19 protein-coding genes and 1 tRNA gene are annotated in these 22288 nt (G+C 64.6%); 10 read left to right on the top strand and 10 right to left on the bottom strand.

All coding sequences use genetic code 11. The annotated features are described in order from the left end of the window. Nucleotides 1-59: 59 nt before the first annotated feature. Together AC3WUF_RS14735 and AC3WUF_RS14730 are read right to left on the bottom strand one after the other, a co-directional pair. A complete protein-coding gene (locus tag AC3WUF_RS14735) occupies nt 60-941 on the bottom strand; it encodes a farnesyl diphosphate synthase (RefSeq protein WP_492427202.1) in 882 nt (293 codons plus the stop codon). A gap of 14 nt (nt 942-955) precedes the next feature. Continuing rightward, the gene (locus AC3WUF_RS14730) at nt 956-1219 is read right to left on the bottom strand and encodes an exodeoxyribonuclease VII small subunit (RefSeq protein ID WP_492426860.1); all 264 of its coding nucleotides are present in this window, start codon (nt 1217-1219) and stop codon (nt 956-958) included. Nucleotides 1220-1382: 163 nt separating this feature from the next. On the opposite strand from AC3WUF_RS14730, the gene parE reads away from it, so the two are divergent. The 4 genes from parE (at nt 1383) to htpX (ending at nt 8409) form a co-directional block, all read left to right on the top strand. Then, nucleotides 1383-3290 carry a DNA topoisomerase IV subunit B gene (gene parE / locus AC3WUF_RS14725; protein WP_492426858.1) on the top strand — a complete coding sequence of 636 codons (1908 nt, stop codon included), beginning with the start codon at nt 1383-1385 and terminating at the stop codon, nt 3288-3290. Nucleotides 3291-3397: 107 nt separating this feature from the next. Further along, nucleotides 3398-5077: a YbaL family putative K(+) efflux transporter gene (ybaL, locus tag AC3WUF_RS14720; protein ID WP_492426856.1), complete on the top strand. Its 1680-nt coding sequence runs from the start codon at nt 3398-3400 to the stop codon at nt 5075-5077. 25 nt (nt 5078-5102) lie between these two features. Next, nucleotides 5103-7337: a DNA topoisomerase IV subunit A gene (gene parC / locus AC3WUF_RS14715; RefSeq protein WP_492426854.1), complete on the top strand. Its 2235-nt coding sequence runs from the start codon at nt 5103-5105 to the stop codon at nt 7335-7337. Nucleotides 7338-7527: 190 nt separating this feature from the next. Beyond that, nucleotides 7528-8409, top strand: a complete 882-nt coding sequence (gene htpX, locus AC3WUF_RS14710) for a protease HtpX (RefSeq protein WP_492426852.1) — start codon at nt 7528-7530, stop codon at nt 8407-8409. A 58-nt stretch (nt 8410-8467) separates the two neighbouring features. On the opposite strand, the gene AC3WUF_RS14705 is transcribed toward htpX, so the two are convergent. Then, nucleotides 8468-10513, bottom strand: coding sequence for an EAL domain-containing protein (locus tag AC3WUF_RS14705; RefSeq protein ID WP_492426850.1), 2046 nt, complete (start codon nt 10511-10513; stop codon nt 8468-8470). A gap of 80 nt (nt 10514-10593) precedes the next feature. After that, nucleotides 10594-11607 carry an EF-P beta-lysylation protein EpmB gene (gene epmB / locus AC3WUF_RS14700; RefSeq protein WP_492426848.1) on the bottom strand — a complete coding sequence of 338 codons (1014 nt, stop codon included), beginning with the start codon at nt 11605-11607 and terminating at the stop codon, nt 10594-10596. 78 nt (nt 11608-11685) lie between these two features. Here epmB and efp point away from each other — a divergent pair, with 78 nt between their 5' ends. After that, nucleotides 11686-12255, top strand: coding sequence for an elongation factor P (gene efp, locus AC3WUF_RS14695; protein ID WP_492426846.1), 570 nt, complete (start codon nt 11686-11688; stop codon nt 12253-12255). 4 nt (nt 12256-12259) lie between these two features. Then, on the top strand, nt 12260-13228 hold the full coding sequence (epmA, locus tag AC3WUF_RS14690) for an EF-P lysine aminoacylase EpmA (protein WP_492426844.1): 969 nt from the start codon (nt 12260-12262) through the stop codon (nt 13226-13228). A 52-nt stretch (nt 13229-13280) separates the two neighbouring features. On the opposite strand, the gene AC3WUF_RS14685 is transcribed toward epmA, so the two are convergent. The 5 genes from AC3WUF_RS14685 to AC3WUF_RS14665 form a co-directional block, all read right to left on the bottom strand. After that, a complete protein-coding gene (locus AC3WUF_RS14685) occupies nt 13281-14051 on the bottom strand; it encodes a sulfite exporter TauE/SafE family protein (RefSeq protein ID WP_492426842.1) in 771 nt (256 codons plus the stop codon). A gap of 6 nt (nt 14052-14057) precedes the next feature. After that, nucleotides 14058-14393 carry a hypothetical protein gene (locus AC3WUF_RS14680; RefSeq protein WP_492426840.1) on the bottom strand — a complete coding sequence of 112 codons (336 nt, stop codon included), beginning with the start codon at nt 14391-14393 and terminating at the stop codon, nt 14058-14060. Between the two features lie 157 nt (nt 14394-14550). Next, entirely contained in the window at nt 14551-15981 is a 1431-nt protein-coding gene (locus tag AC3WUF_RS14675; protein ID WP_492426838.1) for a PhoH family protein, read from the bottom strand. Nucleotides 15982-16249: 268 nt separating this feature from the next. Further along, nucleotides 16250-16714, bottom strand: coding sequence for a peroxiredoxin (locus AC3WUF_RS14670; protein ID WP_492426836.1), 465 nt, complete (start codon nt 16712-16714; stop codon nt 16250-16252). Between the two features lie 146 nt (nt 16715-16860). After that, nucleotides 16861-17400, bottom strand: coding sequence for a glycine cleavage system transcriptional repressor (locus AC3WUF_RS14665; RefSeq protein WP_492426834.1), 540 nt, complete (start codon nt 17398-17400; stop codon nt 16861-16863). Between the two features lie 167 nt (nt 17401-17567). Here AC3WUF_RS14665 and dapA point away from each other — a divergent pair, with 167 nt between their 5' ends. The 4 genes from dapA (at nt 17568) to AC3WUF_RS14645 (ending at nt 21345) form a co-directional block, all read left to right on the top strand. Further along, the gene (gene dapA / locus AC3WUF_RS14660; protein WP_492426832.1) at nt 17568-18449 is read left to right on the top strand and encodes a 4-hydroxy-tetrahydrodipicolinate synthase; all 882 of its coding nucleotides are present in this window, start codon (nt 17568-17570) and stop codon (nt 18447-18449) included. Beyond that, entirely contained in the window at nt 18446-18802 is a 357-nt protein-coding gene (locus tag AC3WUF_RS14655; protein WP_492426830.1) for a hypothetical protein, read from the top strand. Before dapA ends, AC3WUF_RS14655 begins: the two co-directional genes overlap by 4 nt. 66 nt (nt 18803-18868) lie before the next feature. Then, nucleotides 18869-18960, top strand: a tRNA-Ser gene (locus tag AC3WUF_RS14650). 150 nt (nt 18961-19110) lie between these two features. Beyond that, complete coding sequence (locus AC3WUF_RS14645; RefSeq protein ID WP_492426828.1) at nt 19111-21345, top strand: molybdopterin-containing oxidoreductase family protein; 2235 nt, start codon at nt 19111-19113, stop codon at nt 21343-21345. Between the two features lie 63 nt (nt 21346-21408). Here AC3WUF_RS14645 and AC3WUF_RS14640 read toward each other — a convergent pair whose 3' ends face one another. After that, nucleotides 21409-22092, bottom strand: coding sequence for a TetR/AcrR family transcriptional regulator (locus tag AC3WUF_RS14640; RefSeq protein ID WP_492426826.1), 684 nt, complete (start codon nt 22090-22092; stop codon nt 21409-21411). Between the last annotated feature and the right edge of the window lie 196 nt (nt 22093-22288).

Raw genomic sequence — 22288 nt, 5'->3', positions numbered from 1 at the left:
TCCGATAAAGCCCGGTCAAATGCTGCACCGCAGTGACAACGGCTGGCGGCGCTGCAGCGCTACCGATCGCGCTGACGGATGCTGTCGGCGAACTCCAGCAAGGGCTGGGCATCGGCGCCGAAGGGCTTCAGCGCGCTGCGTGCCTGCGCGAACAGATCGTCGGCGCGTTCGCGCGCGGCGCTCAGGCCGAGGATGGCCGGGTAGGTCGACTTGCCGCTGGCGCTGTCCTTGCCGGCGGTCTTGCCCAGCGTCGCCGAATTGCTTTCGACGTCGAGCACATCATCCTGGATCTGGAAGGCGAGGCCGATGGTCTTGCCATAGCGGTCGAGCGCTTCGGCGCGCTCCGCTTCGAGCTTGGGCGCGGCGGCGCAGGCCAGGCGCAGGCAGGCGCGGATCAGCGCACCGGTCTTGTGGATGTGCAGGGCTTCGAGCTCGGCCAGCGGCAGGTGCTGATTCTCGGACGCCAGATCGACGGCCTGGCCGCCGACCATGCCGCGCGAGCCGGCGGCGTCGGCGAGGATTTCGATCATCTTCAGGCGCTGTTTCGCACCGAGACGGTGCTCGGCGGCGAGGACCTGAAAGGCCAGCGCCTGCAGGCCGTCGCCGACCAGGATCGCGGTCGCTTCGTCGTAGGCCTTGTGGGTCGTCGGCCGGCCGCGGCGCAGGTCGTCGTCGTCCATCGCCGGCAGGTCGTCGTGGACCAGCGAGTAGGCGTGGATCAGCTCTACCGCGCAGGCCGGCGCATCGAGCAGGCTGACGTCCAGACCCAGCACGTCACCGGCCAGGTAGACCAGCAGCGGCCGCAGGCGCTTGCCGCCGTCGCTGCTGTAACGCATGGCCTCATGCAGGCGGGCGGGGTAGTGATCGGCCGGCGGCAGCCAGCGGTTCAGTGCCGCATCGAGGCGTTGACGGTGATTGGCGAGGCGGGTTGGCAGGTCCATTGCCGCGGTGGAACTCACGAATCGTCGTCCTCGGCTCCGGGGGCTTCGGGCGCCTGATCGAGCAGGTTGCGGACCTTGAGCTCGGCGCTGTCGAGCGCCTCGCGGCACTGGCGGGTCAGCGCGACGCCGCGCTCGAACAGCGCCAGCGATTGCTCCAGCCGCAGATCGCCGCGTTCGAGGTTCTGGACGATACCCTCCAGCTCCTTCATCGACCCTTCGAACTGGCCGACCGGGTCGGTGCTGGCGTCGGGGGCTGTGCTGTCCGCTTTCTTCGGCATGCTGAGCTCGAGCTGGGGCCTGTGGGTGTTATTATTTATTGACTAATGTTGCAAAAACGTAAATATATTCACGTCGCCACAGGATGGCGGCCCGCAGTTTAGCCCGGTTGCCGACCCCCCGCGCATCCGTTAGTGTCCGGCGGCTTTTGATCTTTCGACAACGATGGCAAACACCCCTCAAAACTCTCAGTACAGCGCGGAAGCAATTGAAGTCCTGCAGGGGCTCGACCCGGTGCGCAAGCGCCCGGGCATGTACACCGACACTGCGCGTCCCAATCATCTGGCTCAGGAAGTCATCGACAACGCGGTCGACGAGGCGCTGGCCGGTTACTGCAAGACGCTGGCTGTCACTGTCTACGACGACGGCTCGCTGGAAGTGGCCGACGACGGCCGCGGCATGCCGGTCGACATTCATCCGGTGCACAAGGTCACCGGCGTCGAGCTGATCCTGACCAAGCTGCATTCCGGCGCCAAGTTCTCCAACAAGATGTACCAGTTCTCCGGCGGTCTGCACGGCGTCGGCGTGTCGGTCGTCAATGCGCTGTCGAACAAGCTCGAAGTGCGCGTGTTCCGCGGCGGCCAGGAACATCTGATCGAATTCCGCGGCGGCGAGCGCAGCCGCCAGCTCGAAGTCGTCGGCACCGTTGCGAAGAACCGTACCGGCACGACCGTGCGTTTCTGGCCGGACGGTTCCTACTTCGACTCACCGAAATTCTCGCTGCCGCGCCTCAAGCAGGTGCTGCGCGCGAAGGCCGTGCTGTGCCCGAACCTCAAGGTCACGCTCGACGACAAGATCAACAACGAGCAGATCGTCTGGCAGTACGAAAACGGCCTGCCGGACTATCTGCGCGATGCGCTCGACGGCGCCGAAGTGCTGCCGGCCGAGCCTTTCATCGGCAACTTCAAGGGCAAGCGCGAAGAAGCCGAATGGGCGCTGGTCTGGCTCAACCAGGAAGGCGGTCGCGTCGAGCCGGTGGCCGAGAGCTACGTCAATCTGATTCCGACCGCGCAGGGCGGTACGCACGTCAACGGCCTGCGCACCGGCCTGACCGAGGCGATCCGCGAGTTCTGCGAGTTCCGCAACCTGCTGCCGCGCGGCATGAAGCTGACGCCGGAAGACGTCTGGCAGGGCTGCGCTTACGTGCTCAGCGTCAAGATGCACGATCCGCAGTTTGCCGGTCAGACCAAGGAGCGCCTGTCGTCGCGCGAGACCGCAGCCTTCGTCTCGGGGGTCGTCCACGATGCCTTCAGCCTGTGGCTCAACCAGCATCCGGACCAGGGCGAGCAGGTCGCGCAACTGGTCATCGCCAATGCCAGCGCGCGCCTGAAGCAGGCCAAGACGGTCGTCCGCAAGAAGATCACCAGCGGTCCGGCGCTGCCCGGCAAGCTGGCCGATTGCGTGTCGTCCGATCCTTCGCACACTGAACTGTTCCTCGTCGAAGGCGATTCGGCCGGCGGCTCGGCCAAGCAGGCGCGCGACCGCGAATTCCAGGCGGTCATGCCGCTGCGCGGCAAGATTCTCAACACCTGGGAAGTCGACTCCAGCGAAGCGCTCGGCTCCGACGAAATCCACAACATCAGTGTCGCGATCGGCGTCGATCCGGGCAGTGCCGACATCAGCGGCCTGCGCTACGGCAAGATCTGCGTGCTGGCCGACGCCGACTCCGACGGCCTGCACATCGCGACCTTGCTGTGCGCGTTGTTCCTCAAGCATTACCGGCCGCTGATTGATGCCGGCAACGTCTACATCGCGATGCCGCCGCTGTACCGCATCGATGCCGGCAAGCAGGTCTTCTATGCGCTGGACGCCGCCGAGCGCGATGGCGTCATCGATCGCCTGGCCGCGGAAGGCAACAAGGCCAAGATCAGCGTCACCCGCTTCAAGGGTCTCGGCGAAATGAATCCGCTGCAGCTGCGCGAAACGACGATGGCGCGCGATACGCGGCGCCTGGTGCAGATGACGCTCGACGATGTACCCGCCGATGAGTTGATGGACATGCTGCTGGCGAAGAAGCGCGCCGGGCATCGCAAGGAATGGCTGGAGCGGGAAGGCAATCGCGCCGAGGTTTGAGGCGCGGCTGGCTTCGTGCGGCACTTTTTCGCGGCGCCGATGGTCCTAACCGCAGGCGCGGCAAGCCCTTGCCGGCGTTTCCACCTCTTTGATCTTCCGGGCTTCTTATGCATCACACGCCGTTGATTACGACGATTGTTGCCAGCTTGGTGCTCGCGTTCCTGTTCGGCGCGCTGGCGCACAAGCTGCGCTTGCCGCCGCTGGTCGGCTACCTGCTGGCCGGCGTGATCTGCGGTCCGCATGTGCCGGGCATCATGGTCGACATGCAGATTGCCAACGAGCTGTCTGAGATCGGCGTGATCCTGCTGATGTTCGGCGTCGGCCTGCACTTCTCGCTGTCCGACCTGCTCGCGGTCAAGAAGATCGCGGTGCCGGGCGCCATCGTCCAGATCGTCGTCGCGACTTTGCTCGGCATGGGCCTCGCGTGGGCGCTGGACTGGAATCTCGCCGCCGGCATCGTCTTCGGCCTCGCGCTGTCGGTTGCGAGTACCGTCGTGCTGCTGCGTGCGCTGGAGGATCGGCGCCTGCTGGATACCGAGCGCGGCAAGATCGCGGTCGGCTGGCTGATCGTCGAGGATCTGGCGATGGTGCTGGCGCTGGTGCTGATTCCGGCGTTCGCGCAGCTGTCCGCCACTGACGGCGGCAGCGACATGAGCGTTGCCGGCGTCATCGGCATCACGCTCGGCAAGGTCGTCGCCTTCGTCGCCTTCATGCTGATCGTCGGCCGCCGCGTCGTACCGTGGATGCTGCACTGGGTCGCCAACTCCGGCTCGCGCGAACTGTTCAGCCTGTCGGTGCTGGCGATCGCGCTCGGCGTTGCGCTCGGCGCGGCGCATCTGTTCGGCGTGTCGTTTGCACTCGGTGCCTTCTTCGCCGGCATGATCCTCAACGAATCGCCGCTCAGCCATCGCGCCGCCGAGGAATCCTTGCCGATGCGCGATGCCTTCGCGGTGTTGTTCTTCGTCGCGGTCGGCATGTTGTTCGATCCGATGATCGTCCTGCAGGCGCCGCTGCAACTGCTGGCGACGGTCGGCATCATCGTCGTCGGCAAGTCGGTCGCGGCGTACGCGATCGTGCGCCTGTTCGGCTACTCCGGATCGACCGCCTGGACGATTTCCGCCAGCCTCGCGCAGATCGGCGAGTTCTCCTTCATTCTCGCGGCGATGGGCGTTGCGATGAATCTGGTACCGCAGCAGGCTCAGGATCTGATCCTCGCCGGCGCGATCATATCGATCATGATCAATCCGCTCGTGTTCAAACTGGCTTCATCACGCATCAATGCCCCGGAGCTGCCGGCCGCCTTGCCGAGCCCGGCGATGCCGGAGCTGACGGCGACCGCGCTCAGCGATCACGCGATCATTGCCGGCTACGGACGCGTCGGCGGCCACATCGGCGCCGCGCTGCGGGCAGCCGGGGTGCCGTTCCTGGTCATCGAAGATCGCCAGAAGCCGGCGGCCGCGGCGCTGCAGGACGGCGCCGAGATCCTGTCCGGCAACGCGGCCGACAAGAAGGTGCTGCTCGCTGCGAATCTCGGCGGCGCGCGCTGCCTGTTCGTCGCGATTCCGCGTGGCTTCGAGGCCGGCCAGGTCATCAGCCAGGCGCGTGCCAAGAATCCCGGACTGCGCATCGTCGCGCGCGCGCATTCCGACGCCGAAGCGGAGCACCTGCACAAATGCGGTGCGACCGAAATCCTGATGGGCGAACGCGAGATTGCCCAGGGCATGGTCGAGCGCTCGGCGCTGGTTGCCGATGCGCCGCCATTCTCGATCCTAGAAACGCTGTCCTGAACCTGTTCCGAAATCCGTACCCGCCATGACCACACCTCCGATCATCGAAACCGAACGCCAGCCGCTGCGCGTGTTCGCCGAGAAGGCCTACCTTGATTACTCAATGTACGTCGTGCTCGATCGCGCGCTGCCGCATATCGCGGACGGCCTGAAGCCGGTCCAGCGCCGCATCATCTACGCGATGTCCGAGCTGGGCCTGTCGGCCGGCCAGAAGCACAAGAAGTCGGCGCGCACCGTCGGTGACGTCATCGGCAAGTTCCATCCGCACGGCGACTCCGCCTGCTACGAAGCGATGGTGACGATGGCGCAGCCGTTCAACTACCGCTATCCGCTGGTCGACGGCCAGGGCAACTGGGGCAGCGCGGACGATCCGAAGTCCTTCGCGGCGATGCGTTACACCGAATCGCGTCTGATGCCGTATGCCTCGACGCTGCTCAGCGAACTCGAGCACGGCACGGTCGACTGGCTGCCGAACTTCGACGGCACGCTGCTGGAGCCGCGGCTGCTGCCGGCACGGCTGCCGAACATCCTCGTCAACGGCACGACCGGCATCGCGGTCGGCATGGCGACCGATATCCCGCCGCACAACATCCGTGAGCTGGTCGCCGCCTGTCTGCATCTGCTCAAGCATCCGAACGCGCACATCGAGAAGCTCTGCGAGTTCGTGCCGGGTCCGGATTTTCCGACCGCCTGCGAGATCGTCAGCGAGCCGGCCGATCTGCTCAAGGTCTATCAGACCGGCAACGGCCAGATCCGTGCGCGCGCACGCTGGGAGCGCGACGACGACGGCAACATCATCATCACCAACCTCGCGCATCAAGTGTCGCCGGCCAAGGTGCTGGAACAGATTGCCGATCAGATGCGCGCGAAGAAGCTGCCGCTCGTCGAAGACCTGCGCGACGAATCCGACCATGAGAATCCGACGCGCCTGGTCATCGTGCCGCGCTCGAACCGGGTCGACGCCGAAGCGTTGATGGCGCATCTGTTCGCGACCACCGATCTCGAGCGCAGCTACCGCGTCAACATCAACATGATCGGCCTGGATGGCCGCCCGCGCGTCAAGAATCTCAAGGAGATTCTCAGCGAGTGGCTGGAGTATCGCTTCGCGACGGTGACGCGACGCCTCAACCACCGGCTCAACAAGGTCAACGAGCGCCTGCATCTGCTCGAAGGCTTGCTGATCGCGTATCTGAACATCGACGAAGTCATCCATATCATCCGCACCGCGGACGACCCGCGTGCCAAGTTGATGCTGAGCTTCGCGCTGAGCGAAATCCAGGCCGACTACATCCTCGATCTCAAGCTGCGTCATCTGCAGAAGATCGAGGAGATGAAGATCAAGGGCGAGCAGGACGAGCTCGATACCGAACGCCGTGGCCTCGAAGCGCTGCTCGGCGACGACGACAAGATGCGCAAGCTGATCGGCGACGAACTCAAGGAAGACGCCAAGAAGTACGGCGATGAGCGCCGTTGTCCGATCAATGCGCGACCGCCGCCGCAGGCGCTGGAGGCCACCGACATCACACCGGCCGAACCGGTCACCGTCGTGCTGTCGAAGGCAGGCTGGATCCGCGCCGGCAAGGGCTTCGACCTCGATCCGGTGGCGCTGAGCTACAAGTCGGGCGACGAGTATCTGTGCCACGCGCAGGGCAAGACCAATCAGCTGCTGATCCTGCTCGACGACAAGGGGCGCAGCTACACGCTCAATCCGCGCGAGCTGCCGTCGGCACGTTCGCAGGGCGAACCGGTGACGACGCGCCTCGATCTGCAGGATGGCGGTCGCATCTCTACGTTGCTGATGGGCGATCCGTCCGATCGCTACGTCGTCGGCGGCAACGAGGGCTATGGTTTCGTCGTCAAGCTCGGCGATCTCGAGTCGCGGCTCAAGGCCGGCAAGGCGATCGTCAATCTCGGCGGCTCGACCGCGGCACTGCCGGCGGTCCGCACGCTCGATCCGGCGCAGGATCGTTACGCGGTGGCCACCGCCGAAGGGCGCCTGCTGCTGTTCCCACTGGCCGAACTGCCGGAACTGGCCAAGGGCAAGGGCAACAAACTCGTCACCCTCAAGGGCGAAGATCGCATTCTTGCGGCGGCTGTCGTGCCAGCCGGTGCCGGCCTCGAACTGGTCTGCGGCAAGCGCACGCTGAGCCTCAAGCTGTCCGATCTGGAACATTACGCCGGTGCCCGCGCCAGCCGCGGCGGCCATCTGCCGCGGGGCTTCCAGCGCGTCGACAGCATGAATCCGCTGCCGGGCAAGTAAGTGCTCCTTGCGCAAGAACGTAGCCCGGGTGAAACCCGGGAGGCTGAGCGTGCCGGAGGGGGCCGGCCCCCGGGTTTCACCCGGGCTACGTTCGTTGCCGGTCCTCTTGAAAACCGATTTGGCGCCCAAATTGCTGCCTTGTTTGGGTGTTGATGCCCGCCGACCTTTTTAGAGCCAGAGCTTTCGAGCCATGAAGAGAATCGCGCTGTTCCTGATGACCAATATCGCCGTGATGCTGGTGCTGTCCGTCGTTGCCAGCCTGCTCGGTGCGGATCGTTACCTGACCGCCAACGGCCTCAACCTGCAGCAGCTGCTGATCTTCAGTGCGATCTTCGGCTTTGGCGGCTCGTTCATTTCGCTCGCCATGTCGAAGTGGATGGCCAAGCGAGCGACTGGCGCCCAGGTCATCACCGAGCCGAAAAATTCGGCCGAGATGTGGCTGCTGCAGACGGTGGAGCGCCAGGCGCGCGCCGCCGGCATCGGCATGCCGGAGGTGGCGATCTTCGATTCTCCGGAGCCGAACGCCTTCGCGACCGGCATGAATCGCAACAGTGCGCTGGTCGCCGTATCGACCGGCCTGCTGCGCGGCATGAGCCAGGACGAAGTCGAAGCCGTGCTCGGCCACGAGATCAGCCACGTCGCCAATGGCGACATGGTGACGCTGACCCTGATCCAGGGCGTGCTCAATACCTTCGTGATGTTCCTGTCGCGCGTCGTCGGCTATGTGATCGATCGTGCGGTGTTCAAGACCGAGCGCGGTGTTGGCCCGGGCTACTACATCAGCGTACTGGTGCTGCAGATCGTCTTCGGCATTCTGGCTTCGGCGATCGTCGCCTGGTTCTCGCGTCAGCGTGAATTCCGCGCGGATGCCGGCGGTGCGCATCTGGCCGGCAAGCGCAAGATGATTTCCGCGCTGCAGCGCCTGAAGGGTGCGAAGGATGAAGCCGATCTGCCGGAAGCCGTGCGTGCCTTCGGTATCCGCGGCGGCAAGTTCTCGCAGATGTTCGCGACCCATCCGCCGCTGGATGTGCGCATCGCGGCGCTGGAAGCCGCGAGTTCCTCGATCAAGTAATCGAGGCTGCAGATACAAAAAAGCCCGGCATTGCCGGGCTTTTTTGCTGCCTGTCGATCTAGCCCTTCACGTCGGCCGACAGCAGCACCACTTCCGGTTCCTGCACGTGGTAGCCCTGGATGAAGTTGACGCCCAGCTGCCACAGGCGCGCCATGACGTTGGCGTCCTCGACGTGGGTGACGATGATCTTGATGCCCTTGGACTTGGCGGTTTCCATCAGCGTCACGAGCTTGCGATGCATTTCCTTGTCGTTGAACTTGCTCGTGAAGGAATGATGGAACTTCACGAACTGCATCGGGATGTGTTCAAGCATCTGCGCCGGGTTGGTGCCGACGCCGAAATGCTCGATCGCAATCTGGGCGCCCAGGTCGGTCAGCGCCTTGGTCAGCATGCGCGCCTTGCGCACGTGGTTCTGCACCACGACCTCGCGCATCTCGAAGACGATCTCGCCCGGCTTGAGCGCGCGCGCCTTGATCTGCTGCCGCGTCCACTCGATCAGCTGATCGGCGTCCTTGAGGCTGTCTTCGGAAATCTTCACGAACAGGCTGGACGCCTGCTGCGCACCTTCGCGCTTGGCCTGGACCTTCAGCGCACGGTCGATGACCCAGCGGTCGATGCCGGTCATCAGGCCATGCTTCTCGGCGGCGCTGATGAACTCCGACGCGTGAATCTCGCTGCCGTTGTCGTCGATGACGCGTACCAGCACGTCGAAGTGCTGGCGGGTGTCGCCTTCGAGGCTGGCAATGGACTGGAAGGCCAGCTTGAGACGGCCGTTTTCCAGCGCACTCTTAACCATCGCGGCCTTGCGGGCGTCTTCGCGCTCCTGCTGCGAGGACGCGGCGGTCGGGCCGACGTTGGCGAACTTCTTGCCGCCCTTGGCCGACAGTGCGCGGGCATCGCGAACCAGGTCGGCAGTGACGGCGTTCGCGTCCTCGCTGCCGGACAGCGGGTAGGCGGCGACCGTCAGCGACAGGTGCGCCTCGTGGCCGGTCGTGCTGAAGATGTGGCCGCCGATGCCGGCGACGATGGCCTCGCCGTTTTCGGCCAGCTCGACGACCGAGGCGCGCGAAACCAGCGCGGCGATTTCGTGGGTCGAGAAGCGGAACAGCTGATCCTGCGGCTGCAGCTGGGTCTTGAGCCAGTCCTGCAGCTGTTCGACCAGCTGGGCGGCGTCATGCAATCCCATCCGCGTTTCGGTGCCGGCGTAATCGTCGACCGTGAACAGCACGGCGGCGCGCTGGCCGGCCTTCGGATCGGCGCTGGAAATCGCCGCTGCAAGCGCGGCGAAGAATTCGATCCGGCCCGGGGCGCCGACGGCCGCGCTGCCACCGCCGGTGGCGGCAGGTGCGGCAGCTGCCGCGGCCTCGGAGCGGATCAGCATCTCGATCAGCTGCTCGCCGTCGACCGTGCTCGGCATCATGCGGGCGCTGATCGCGACGCGGCGGCCTTCCTTGTGCATCAGGCAGCATTCGAGCGGCTTGCCGTCGCTTTTGCCGCGCTGAAGCATCTTCAGCTGGGCCTTGACCTTGGGCTGGTGATCGTCGGCCACCAGATCCATCAGCGGCAGCGCGTTGAGTTCTTCCGGATCGGCGTAGCCGAGCAGCTGCGCGAACGCCGGGTTGGCCTGCGACAGGATGCCTTCCTGGATATAGGCCACGGCATCGTTGGTGCTGGTGATCAGCTGCTGGTGACGGTCCTCGAAGGCCGTCAGGCGCTGACGCGTGCTGCGCAGGTCGCGGAAGCTGGTGTGCGCGGCGATCTCGCGCAGCACGACCAGTTCCAGGTGGCGCATGTGGCGCAGGTCTTCGTTGGAGATCAGATCCCGCGCGCCGGCTGCCAGTGCGGCGACCTGTTCCTCGGCGGTGATCTGCTTGGCCAGCACCAGGATCGGCAAGTCCGGCATCAGGCGCCGGCCGACGCCGACGACCTCTGCAGTCTGCACGACGGCGGGTTGCTCGTCCGAGACGATCAGCAGGTCGGCGGTCGCACTGCGCAGCGCGCCTTCGACATCCTCGAGATCGGTGATCCAGGCGCAGCGGATCGGGTGTCCGGCGTTGCGCAGATAGCTTTCGATCCCTTTGGCGACGCTTTCAGAACGCGTCACGACCAGCACAACGAAGCTTCGGGCCGGAACGGCGGCGGCTTCGGTCTGTGAGGTGGGGGGGCTTACCATTTGTGCGGTGGCTACCATGGAATCGCAGTTTTAGAGTTGGTTCCAGCTTCTTCGCGTACCAATCGGGGCACCAGATACCCCGGCAGACGTCCTGTCAGCTCGCGCATCAGGCCGCGAGCCCGCTCCTCTGAGACTTCAAAATGGGCTGAGCCCTGTACCCGATCCAGCAAATGCAGGTAGTACGGAAGAATGCCACATTCCGACAGCCGTTCCGATAATGCCGCCAAGGTATCGCTGTTGTCATTGATGCCCTGCAGCAAGACCGCCTGATTGAGCAGCGTGACGCCGAGCATGCGCAAGGGTTTGAGCGCCGCTTCAACCGTGTGATCCAGCTCGTTCGGATGGTTGGCATGCAGCACGACGATGCGCGCCAGACGGCCGCGGCCCAGCCAGGCCAGCAGGCGCTCATCGACGCGTTCCGGTAATACGATCGGCTGACGCGTGTGGATTCGCAGACGCTTGAGGTGAGGGATCGCGTCGAGCGCATCGGCGAATTCCGCCAGCTTCTGATCCGACAGCGACAGCGGGTCGCCGCCGGACAGGATCACCTCGTGAATAGTCGGGTCGGCCGCGATCGTCTCCAGCGCGTCCTGCCAGTGATTGCGCGCGGCCAGATGCTCGCTGTAGGGGAAGTGCCGACGGAAGCAGTAGCGGCAATGCACCGCGCAGGCGCCGGTCGCGACGACCAGCACGCGGCCCTGGTATTTGTGGATCAGGCCGCCGTCGCGCAGCTTGTGCATGTCGCCCACCGCGTCGATGCCGAAACCGGGCACCTGATCGGCCTCCGCCGGCTGCGGCCAGACCTGCAGGAACAGCGGATCGCGGGCGTCCCCGTGGCGCATGCGGGCGGCAAAGCCGCGCGGGACCTTCAGCGGGAAATGCTGCACCTGGTCGAAGGCCAGCGTCGGCAGGGCCGGATCCAGACCGAGGAAATCCAGCAGGTCGGCAGGGCGGGTCAGGGCGTCGCGCAGCACGTGCTGCCAAGTGGCGGCCTGCTGGCGGGGTGTTTGAGGGGACGGTATCATGCGCGCCTCATTTTATGACGTCCTGTCGCCGTTGCGGCCATTCCCGGCCAAAAGGCTCAAATTTTCGGGTTGAAACTCATGGCATCTGTCAGCACCAACGAAATGAAGGCCGGTACCAAGCTCCTCATCGATGGAGATCCGTACTCGGTCATCGACAACGAATACCGCAAGCCGGGCAAGGGCCAGGCGACCAACACGATCAAGATCCGCAACCTCAAGACCGGTCGTGTGCTCGACCGTACCCTGAAGTCCGGCGACACGATCGAGTCGGCCGACGTCGAAGACAAGGACATGCAGTACCTGTACAACGACGGCGAGTTCTGGACCTTCATGGACCCGAAGACCTTCGAGCAGCTCACCGCCGGCAAGGCCGCGATGGTCGATGCCGCGCAGTGGCTCAAGGGCGAGGAACTGGTCCGCATCACGCTGTGGAACGAAGTCCCGCTGGTGGTCTACGCGCCGAACACGGTCGAACTGACGATCGTCGAGACCGATCCGGGCCTCAAGGGCGATACCGCGGCCAGCGGCGGCAAGCCGGCGAAGCTGGAAACCGGCGCGGTGGTCAAGGTTCCGCTGTTCATCCAGCAGGGCGAGAAGGTCAAGGTCGACACGCGCACCGGCGAATACCTGGCCCGCGGCGGCAAGTAAATTCATGACGCGAGAGGCGCGCAGCTGGCGCCCTTCCGCGAGCCTGGAAACGATCAAGGAACGGGCGGCGCTGAACAGCGCCGTCCGTTCTTTTTTTGCCGACCGCAAAGTGCTGGAAGTCGAGACGCCGATCTTGTCGCAGGCGGCGACCGTGGATCGCCACATCGACAGCTTCAGCATTGCCGGCAACCCGCTGTGGCTGCACACCTCGCCGGAATTCGCGATGAAACGCCTGCTCGCCGCCGGCAGCGGTGCGATCTACCAGATCGCCCGCGTGTTCCGCCGCGACGAGCAAGGGCGTTACCACAATCCTGAATTCACGATGCTCGAGTGGTACCGGCCGGGCTTCGATCATCACGCGCTGATGGACGAGCTCGCCGAGCTGCTGCGGGCCTGCGGCGTATCGGGCGCAGTGACACGGATCAGCTATCGCGAGGCCTTCGAGCAGCATGCCGGCTTTGACCCGCATGCATTGAACGCGGCCGAGTTGCGCGAGCGCTGGACGGCGCGCGACATGATCGGCATTCAAGGCCTGAGCGCCAGCGAACTGGACGATGCCGATTTCTGGCTCGACCTGCTGATGTCGCATGTCGTCGGTCCGCGGCTCGGCGTGCAGGCGCCACAGTTTGTCTATGACTTCCCGGCGACGCAGGCCGCGCTGTCTCGCGTGCGGCCGGGCACGCCGCCACTGGCGGAGCGCTTCGAATTGTTCTGGCGCGGCATCGAGCTGGCGAATGGATTTCACGAACTTACCGATGCGGCCGAACAACGGCGCCGTTTTGAAGCGGATCAGCAAGCGCGCAAAGCCCTGGGCCGCGGCGTGCCGCCCTATGACGCCCATCTGATCGATGCGCTGGCGCACGGCATGCCGCCCTGTGCGGGCGTCGCCGTCGGACTTGATCGCGTGCTGATGCTCAAGCTCGGGCTGTCGTCGCTGGATCAGGTGCTCGCCTTCGCCGCCGATCGGGCTTAGCCAACGCAGGGGAAAATACCGTAGCCCGGGTGCAACCCGGGTTGCACCCGGGCTACGGGATGATCAAATCCCAGGCAAAGCGCAGGATCAGCAGGCTCACCACGACGATGAACAGCTTGCGCACGAAGCCATTGCCCTTGCGGATCGCCAGATGCGTGCCGAGCAGGCTGCCTGCGACGTTGAAGACCGCCATCGGTACCGCGATGTCGTAACGGATGTGATCGGTCGCGACAAAGTAGCTCAACGCCGCGACGTTGGTGACGACGTTGACGACCTTCGCCGACGCCGATGCAGCGAGGAAGCTGAAGCCGAACAGGCCGACGAAGGCGATGATCAGGAAGCTGCCGGTGCCCGGCCCGAAGAAGCCGTCGTAGAAACCAATCGCGGTGCCGACCAGCAGGCCCAGCGCGGTTTGCCGATGGCCGGCCCAGCGCGGCGCATGCAGAGCGCCGATGTCTTTCTTTGCCAGCGTATAGGCCAGTACCGACACCAGCAGGATCAGGATCAGCGGGCGAAACGCATCGGGCGGGAAGTGCGCGGCGACGCGGGCGCCGAGAAAGCCGAAGATCAGCGCGGTGATCGTCGCCGGCAATGTCGCGCGCCATTCCACCGGCACGCGGCGCAGATACTGGATTGCCGCGCTGGTTGTGCCCCAGACGCTGGCGAACTTGTTGGTGCCCAGCAATACCGCCGGCGGAGCTTCCGGCATCAGCACGAACAGCGCGGGAATCTGGATCAGCCCGCCGCCGCCAACCACGGCATCAATGAATCCGGCAAGCAGGGCAAAGCCGCACAGGGCGGCAAGCTCAAGAGTGAGTTCCAAGACGGCTCAGAGAATGCGGCCGACGCTGGCAGGGACTTCGAAGCGGCGGCCATCCAGGACTTTGTTCAGCAGCAAGGTGATCCAGGCGCGCGAGGTCGTGACCTGGCGGACGGTAAAGAACGTCTTGCCGTCCTCGTTGACCATCTCGTAGCGGTTGATGGTGATCGTGATCGGCTCGCGCTCGCCGCGCATGATGACCTGCGCCGTGACGCGCCCCGCCTTGGTGTCGACGACGCAATCCTGGACGTCGCCGTACTCGCCGAATTTCTCGTTGAAGAACTTGCGCAGGCCGATGCCGAGCGCACCGTCCTTCATTGCTGCACCGAGTTTGCCGAAGACCATGCGAATACCCAAAAAAAGCGCTGAAAGAATCGCAGCGAGCGAGGGCAGCCTGACCGCCCTCGGCGCACAGCGGATGCAGTGTATGTAGGAATACCCATGCATTGCGAGCGCCGATGGCGGCCAGGACCTCGGGTGCTTTCGTTTTCCGGTGTTTCCTCTAGAGAATTTCCGAAGCGTACGCCGCAAGTCGCGAGCGCTCACCGCGTGCCAGCGTCACATGCCCGCCGTGCGGCCAGCCCTGGAAACGGTCGACGACGTAGGTCAGGCCCGAACTGGTCTCCGACAGATACGGCGTGTCGATCTGGCCGAGATTGCCCAGGCAGATCATCTTCGAGCCGGGCCCCACGCGCGTGATCAGCGTCTTCATCTGCTTGGCGGTCAGGTTCTGCGCCTCATCGATGATGATCAGGCGATTGAGGAAGGTGCGGCCGCGCATGAAGTTGAGCGAACGGATCTTGATGCGCTTGGCGAGCAGGTCATTGGTGGCCGCGCGCTCCCAATCGCCGCCGGAGCCGTTCTGCGTCAGCACTTCGAGGTTGTCCATCAATGCGCCCATCCAGGGCGTCATCTTTTCTTCCTCGGTGCCGGGCAGGAAGCCGATGTCCTCGCCGACCGGCACGGTCACGCGCGTCATGATGATTTCGCGATAGCGCTGCTCGTCCATCGTCTGCGCGAGGCCGGCGGCCAGCGTCAGCAGCGTCTTGCCGGTGCCGGCGGTACCGAGCAGGGTGACGAAATCGATATCCGGATCGAGCAGCAGGTTCAGCGCAAAGTTCTGCTCGCGATTCTTTGCGTGAATGCCCCAGACGCTGCTCTTGCCGTGGCGGTAGTCGCGGATGATGCGCAGCTCGGCGACATTGCCCTTGATCGCGCTGACGACCATTTCCAGGCCGCCATCGCCATCGGCATCGTCGGGGATGTAGAGGAACTGGTTGGCGTGCCAGTCCTTCACCAGCGGGCCCTTGATGCGGTACGCGGCGCGACCGCGCTCGTCCTGCCAGCTCTCCATGCGTTCGCCGTGCGTCGCCCAGAAATCGGCGGGCAGCTCGCGATAGCCGGTGTAGAGCAGATCGAGATCGTCGAGGACATGATCGTTGTGATAGTCCTCGGTGTGGACGCCGACGATCGACGCCTTGATCCGCAGGTTGATGTCCTTGCTGACCAGCGCGACCTTGCGCGACGGATGCTGCGTCTGCAGCTCCAGCGCGCAGACCAGAATGCTGTTGTCGGGCTTGTTGCCCGGAATCAGGCCCGGCAGCTGGGTATCCGTCAGCTTGGTCTGGAAGAACAGGCAGCCGCTTGAAGGTTTGTCGCTGCGACCACGGCCGCTGTTGGGGCCGGTGCGCGTGCCCGGCAACGGCAGACCCTTCTCGATCTGCGCGTGATCCTTGCCGGTCATCAACTCATCGAGGAAGCGGCTGACCTGACGTGCGTTGCGAGCGACTTCGCTGGTGCCCTTCTTGGAGTTGTCGAGCTCTTCGAGCACGACCATCGGAATGAACAGATCATGTTCTTCGAAGCGGTACAGGCTGGTTGGATCGTGCAGCAGGACGTTGGTATCGAGGACGAAGATCTTTCGCTTTTTCATGAGGGCGAGCGGAGTCCTGTGCCGCGGTCTGGAGCCGCAGCAGATTGACAGTTGGCGAGCAGGGGACAGCGGCCGTACCCGGGGATTCGGGTCGTTGATCGGCGTCTGCTGTAGAGGTGGGTAGTAATCGCTTTCGGGAAGAGGCTGATGAAGCCGCCTGCGCGAGCAGGTTCAAGCCGAATCTAGCCCAAGATCGCAGCCGCGAAAAGGGACTGCCGCAACCGCGAAATTCGCGCTATGGTTGTGGGCCTTGCAGCGGTGGCGATTGTTACAACGCCTTGACAGCCGCCAGCACTTCCGCGGCGTGTCCCCTGACCTTCACGCTGCGCCATTCCTCGCGCAGCACGCCCTTGTCGTCGAACAGGAAAGTGCTGCGGTCGATGCCCATGTACTTGCGGCCGTAAAGGCTCTTCTCGCGGATCACGTCGAGCGCCAGGCACAGGGTTTCGTCGGCGTCCGACAGCAGCGCAAACGGGAAGCCCTGCTTGGCGATGAAGTTGTCGTGCGTACGCACGCTATCGCGCGACACGCCGAGAATCTGTGCGCCGGCCTTGCGGAAATCCTTGTACAGATCGCGGAAGTCCTGGCCTTCCTGCGTGCAGCCCGGCGTGTTGTCCTTCGGGTAGAAGTACAGCACCAGCGCCTCGCCCTTGAGCGCACGCAGCTTGATCGTGCTGCCGCTGCTCGCCGGCAGGGTCAGATCCGGAATCTTGTCGCCGATGCTCAGGGTCATGGGAATCTCTCAGTCGCCACACGAATTCCGTCATGCCCGCGAACGCGGGCATCCAGGGAATACACAGCGACTCTGTCCGCCCTGGATTCCCGCTTTCGCGGGAATGACGAGTTTTCTTGCTGGCTGAGGCTAGGGCTCAGCCGATCTCAGGTCTTGATCGGGTCCATCATGCCGTCTGCATTGAGGTCGTCGCAGAGGTCCATGAAGGACTCGCGCAGCGCCTGCGGATGCTGGCTGACCGGCACATGCAGCACCATCTGCACACTGGCCATCTCGGCGCCGGTGTGGGTGGACTGGTACTTCTGCGTCGAAATCTCGACGACCACGACGTCCTGGTGCTGGAAGAACTCAAGGATGTTGACCAGCAGATTGGAGTCCTGCGGCGCGACGACCTCGGCGGCGTACGGGCGGAAATCCGGAAACACCGGTCGCGCCTCGCAGCGCTCGAAGCGCACCTGCAGCTCCAGCTTCTCGGCGATGCCGGGCAGGGCAGTCTCGAGGCGGCCAAGCGTGCTCCAGTTGCCGGAGACCAGCAGATTGGCGGTCAGGCGGTCGCCGATCTGGGCAATCCGGCAGTCCTCGACTTCGCCGCCGCGCTCGCGGATCGCCTTGAACAGTTCCAGCGGCACATTGCCCTTGGGCTTGCCGATCGCGGATACCGTCAGCAGTGAATCAGTCTGGGACATGGGGCCAGTCGCAAAAATTAGGCGCCGATTTTAATCCATTCAGCGCGACCGTGACCGCGCACCGCCGGCGGGAAACCCTCCAGACGGGGCCTCAATCTCGCGATTGGCGGCGCGCAGCCGCTATACTTTCGCCCCTTTTGCCGCCGCCGCCGAGCCGGAACCCCGCCATGATCAAGGGCAGTATCGTCGCCATCGTCACGCCCATGCTCGCGGACGGAAAGGTCGACTGGAAAGGCCTGGAGACCCTGGTCGAGTGGCATATCGCCGAAGGCACGGACGCCATCGTCTCGGTCGGCACGACGGGTGAATCGGCGACGCTGGACATCGAAGAGCACATCGAAGTCATCCGCCGCACCGTGCAGATCGCCAAGGGCCGCCTGCCGATCATCGCCGGCACCGGCTCCAACGCCACCACCGAAGCCATCGAGCAGACCCGCGCCGCGCAGGCCGTCGGTGCCGATGCCGCGTTGCTGGTCACCCCGTACTACAACAAGCCGCCGCAGGAAGGCTTGTATCGCCACTTCAAGGCGATTGCCGAAGCGGTGAACATCCCGCAAATCCTGTACAACGTGCCGGGCCGCACCGGCTGCGACATGCTGCCGGCCACGGTCGGCCGCCTCGGCAAGATCCCGAACATCGTCGGCATCAAGGAAGCCAAGGGCGAGCTGTCGCGGATCAAGGACCTGCTGGCGCTGGAACTCGGCAGCAACTTTGCGATCTACTCCGGTGACGATGCCACGGCCTGCGCCTCGATTCTGATGGGCGGCCATGGCGACATCTCGGTCACCGCCAACGTCGCGCCGCGCAAGATGCATGAGATGTGCGCCGCCGCGCTGGCCGGCGACAAGGCCAAGGCAGAGCGCATCGACGCCGAGCTGCAGCCGCTGCACAAGGATTTGTTCGTGGAACCCAACCCTATTCCGGTCAAGTGGGCACTCACCCAGATGAAAATGATTCAGGACGGTCTCCGTCTTCCGCTGATCTCGCTGGATGCGTCCCATCACGAAGTCGTGCGCGCAGCACTGCGCGCCGCCGGGGCCATCTCATGATGCCCCTGCGCATCGCCGCCCTGGTCACCGTCGCCGCGCTCAGCGCCTGCGGCGGTTCGGCCCGTCATTGCACCGGCGAGCTCGAATACCAGAAGGCCGAAACCCTGCCGCCGCCGGCCGCAGTCGACGGTCTGAGCGTCCCGCAGTCGCCGTCCGCCCTGCAGATCCCGCCAGCGCCCAAGGCCCCGGTCGGCTTCGCCAACCAGACGAAGGACGCAGACGGCAACATCCAGACCGAATGCCTCGACATGCCGCCGCGCATGCGCGTCACCGAGGAGCCGCCGGAAGCCATCATCGGAGCCCCCGCCGGCGCCGAAGCGCCCAAGCCGGCCACCGCCCCCAAAGCCGAGTAACGGCGGCTATAATGCGCGCCCCTGAAACCGGGGCGTGCATCAGCCTGCTGGGCACGGCAACAATCCGGAGAGGTGTCCGAGTGGTTGAAGGAGCACGCCTGGAAAGCGTGTATACGGGTCAAACCGTATCGCGGGTTCGAATCCCGCTCTCTCCGCCAGATGAGAATACAAGCCCCTGATCATCAGGGGCTTTTTCGTTGACGCTGTGATCTTCGCTGCGCTTCATGCAGCCGAACTCGTCCGTCCTGCCGAGTCCGCCGGTTCCCGACCGCGCTAGGGTGTCCGTAACGCTGGGGGAGACCTGCGCAATGAAAGAAACCAAGCACACGTTCTGCCGTATCTGCGAGGCATCCTGCGGGCTCGTCGCCGAGCTGGAGCACGGCAAGGTCGTGGATCTGAAGCCGCACAAGGACCACATCGGCACGGACGGCTTCGCCTGCATGAAGGGGCTGAACCAGCACCGCATGTACGACTCGCCGGATCGTCTGCAGCATCCGCTGAAGCGCGTCGGTGATCGGTTCGAGCGGATCAGTTGGGCGCAGGCTTATGCGGAGATTGGTGCGAAGGTGGAGGGGCTGCGCGCGGTCAGTCCGCATGCGATCTCGATGTATGTAGGCACTGCCGCTGGCTTCAGCTTGCTGCATCCGATCTTTGCCGAAGGCTTCATGAAGGGCATCGGCTCACGCAGCATGTTCTCGTCGTCGACGCAGGATTGTGCGAACCGTTTTGCGTCGGCGACCGAGATGTACGGCTTTCCGTTCACGCAGCCGTTTGTCGATCTCGATCACGTGCGCTACATGCTGATCGTCGGCACCAATCCGATCGTGTCGAAGTGGACGTTCCTGCAGGTCGCACATCCCGGCAAGCGCCTGAAGGATGTGCGCAAGCGCGGCGGGCGCATCGTCGTTGTCGATCCGCGCGAGACTGAGACCGCGAAGATGGCGGACGCGCATCAGTTCATCCGGCCGAACACCGATGTGTTCTTCTTCCTGTCGTTCCTGCGCGAGCTGTTTGCGCAGGGCGGCGTCGATCGCGAGCGTACGCAGCGCTTCATGACGGGGCTGGCGGAGATTGAAGCGCTTGCGCAGCAATGGCCTGCGGAGAAGACCGCGACGCTGACCGGCATCGAGCCGGCTGCGCTGAAGACCATCGTCGGCGACTACATCGGTGCCGGTGCTTCGGCGATCGTGACGGGAACCGGCCTGGGCATGGGCAGGCACGGCACGCTCGCGCAGTGGCTGGCCGATGTGATCAATGCGATCTCCGGCAATCTCGATCGCGAAGGCGGCGTGCTGCTCGGCGAGGGTTTGTTCGATTTCGCGGCGTATGCGAAGAAGGAGAAGCTGTTTCAGCGTATCGAGCGTTCGCGCGTCGGTGCGTTCCGTGAACTCAACGGCGGTTTTCCCGGCGGTATCCTGGCCGACGAGATCCTCAAGCCGGGCACGGAGCAGATCAAGGCGCTGTTCGTCACCGGCGGCAATCCGCTGCTGACGATGCCCAATTCGGCGCGGCTGCGAAAGGCGCTGGGCGAACTGGAACTGCTCGTCGTCACCGACATCTATCTCAACGAGACGGCGAGCCACGCGCACTACGTGCTGCCGGCGACGTCGCCGCTGGAGCGCGCCGACCTGCCGTTCGTGTTTCCGCTGTTTCTCGGCATGCAGTCGCGCTCGTATATCGCCGCTACCGACGCGATCGTCGAGCCGACTGGCGAGCAACGCGACGAGGCGACGATCTACACGCAGCTGGCGCGCGCCTGCGGCGTCAGCCTGTTTGCCGCGAAGCCACTGCAATGGATCATGCAGCTGATGCTGTGGGCGAATGCGCCGTTCCGTCGCCGCCGCCAGCCGTCGCTGCCGATCCGCTTGATTCTCGACCTGATCCTGCGCTCGTCGAAGATCGGCCGTTTCCGCGACATCGTGAAGCAGCCGCAGGGCCTGGCCTGGCGCGGTGGCCCGAAGCCGGGCAGCTATCTGGGCAAGCGGGTCGTGCACGACGACGGCAAGGTGCATCTGGCGCCGCCGATGCTGATGGAGCAGACGCCACGGCTCGACGCGATCTTCGGCGACGAAAGCGCGAGCTATGCGCGCGGCGAGCTGCGCCTGATCTCCAAGCGCATGCACAGCACGCACAACTCCTGGACGCAGAACATCGCCGAACTCACGAATGGCGAGATGGGCCAGACCAACTACCTGTACATGCACCCGGACGATGCCCGCGCGAAAGGTCTTGCCGAGAAGAGCGCGGCCGACGTCCACTCGCCGACGAACACCATCCGCTTGCCGGTGAAGCTGCTGGATACGCTGATGCCGGGCACCGTCGCGATTCCGCATGGCTGGGGCCACCAGCATGCGCGTGGCCTGAGCGTGGCCGGCAAGCTCGGCGGCGCGAACGTCAATCTGCTCGCTGCGGACGGTGTGGACGCGATCGAGCCGGTCTCCGGCATGGCGCATCTGACCGGTATCCGCGTGCGCATCGAACCGGCGGCGGGGCCGATCGACACGCGCAGCTGGACCGGTATTGCCGAAGATGCGGCTGCCTAGCGCATCGTCTCGTTGCCGCGTTGCAATTCGCGGCCGCCGATCGCAGCCGCCGGCATCGTGTACTCAGACGGCGGCGGCGAGCTTGCCGCTTTCACCGAGCGCGAGGAACAGGAAAATCTCTTCGAGATCCTTGGCCTGGGCGTAGCGCTGGCCAGTCTGGTACTGCACGGTCGTCAGGCCGTTGATGTGCGCGGCGAGATGGGCGGCGATGACTTCCGGTTCGCTGCGCAGCGTGTCGCCGTTGGCGAGCGGCCAGCGGCGGATGACGCGGGCGATTTCATCGATGACCCAGCGTGCCTGGAATTGCAGCTTGGCCGCGATGTCGGGGCGGTTGAGGGCAATGGTCTGGGCGACCACCAGCAGTTGCTCGCCGTAAGTCGGTTTGCTGCTGCTCAACTGCTCCGCGACGATCTGCGCCAGTCGCGCGAGGTTGTCGCGCAGGTTGGCGCCCTGGCGCAGATGGGCGAACAGCAGATCCATCACCTGGGTCGTCGCGCGGCTCTGCAGTTCGAAGATCAGGTTCTGCTTGTCGCCGAATAGCGTGTACACCGGTTGCCGCGAATAGCCGGCGCGGTCGGCGACGTCCTCGACCGTCAGCTTCTCGTAGCCGAGTTCGCAGAATGCCAGCCAGGCGGCATCCAGCAGCGCCTTGGCGCGCTCGACTTTCTTCTCCTCGCGCGACAGGCGCGTCCGCACCCGCGGACGGGCCGCAGGCTTCTTGGTCGAGGGGTCAAGCGGATCGATCATGGTCGTGAAATATACAGACTGTCTCGCGGAGTCAAGGCGGGAGCCGTGGGAAGCCTCGCTGATTCCCTGTCCAATAATCCATGTAAACAATACGTTACATAGAAGAGAGTGGTCCTCTCGGTGCGGTGGCCTTGTCGGCACAAACTAGACAATATATCTTTCTATGCACAATGAATAGTTTTGCGCATCCGCACAG

Source organism: Fontimonas sp. FW305-C-3 (genome assembly GCF_058783185.1).
The sequence above is the reverse complement of the archived record's forward strand: the minus strand, read 5'-3'. Positions and strand labels throughout refer to the sequence as shown.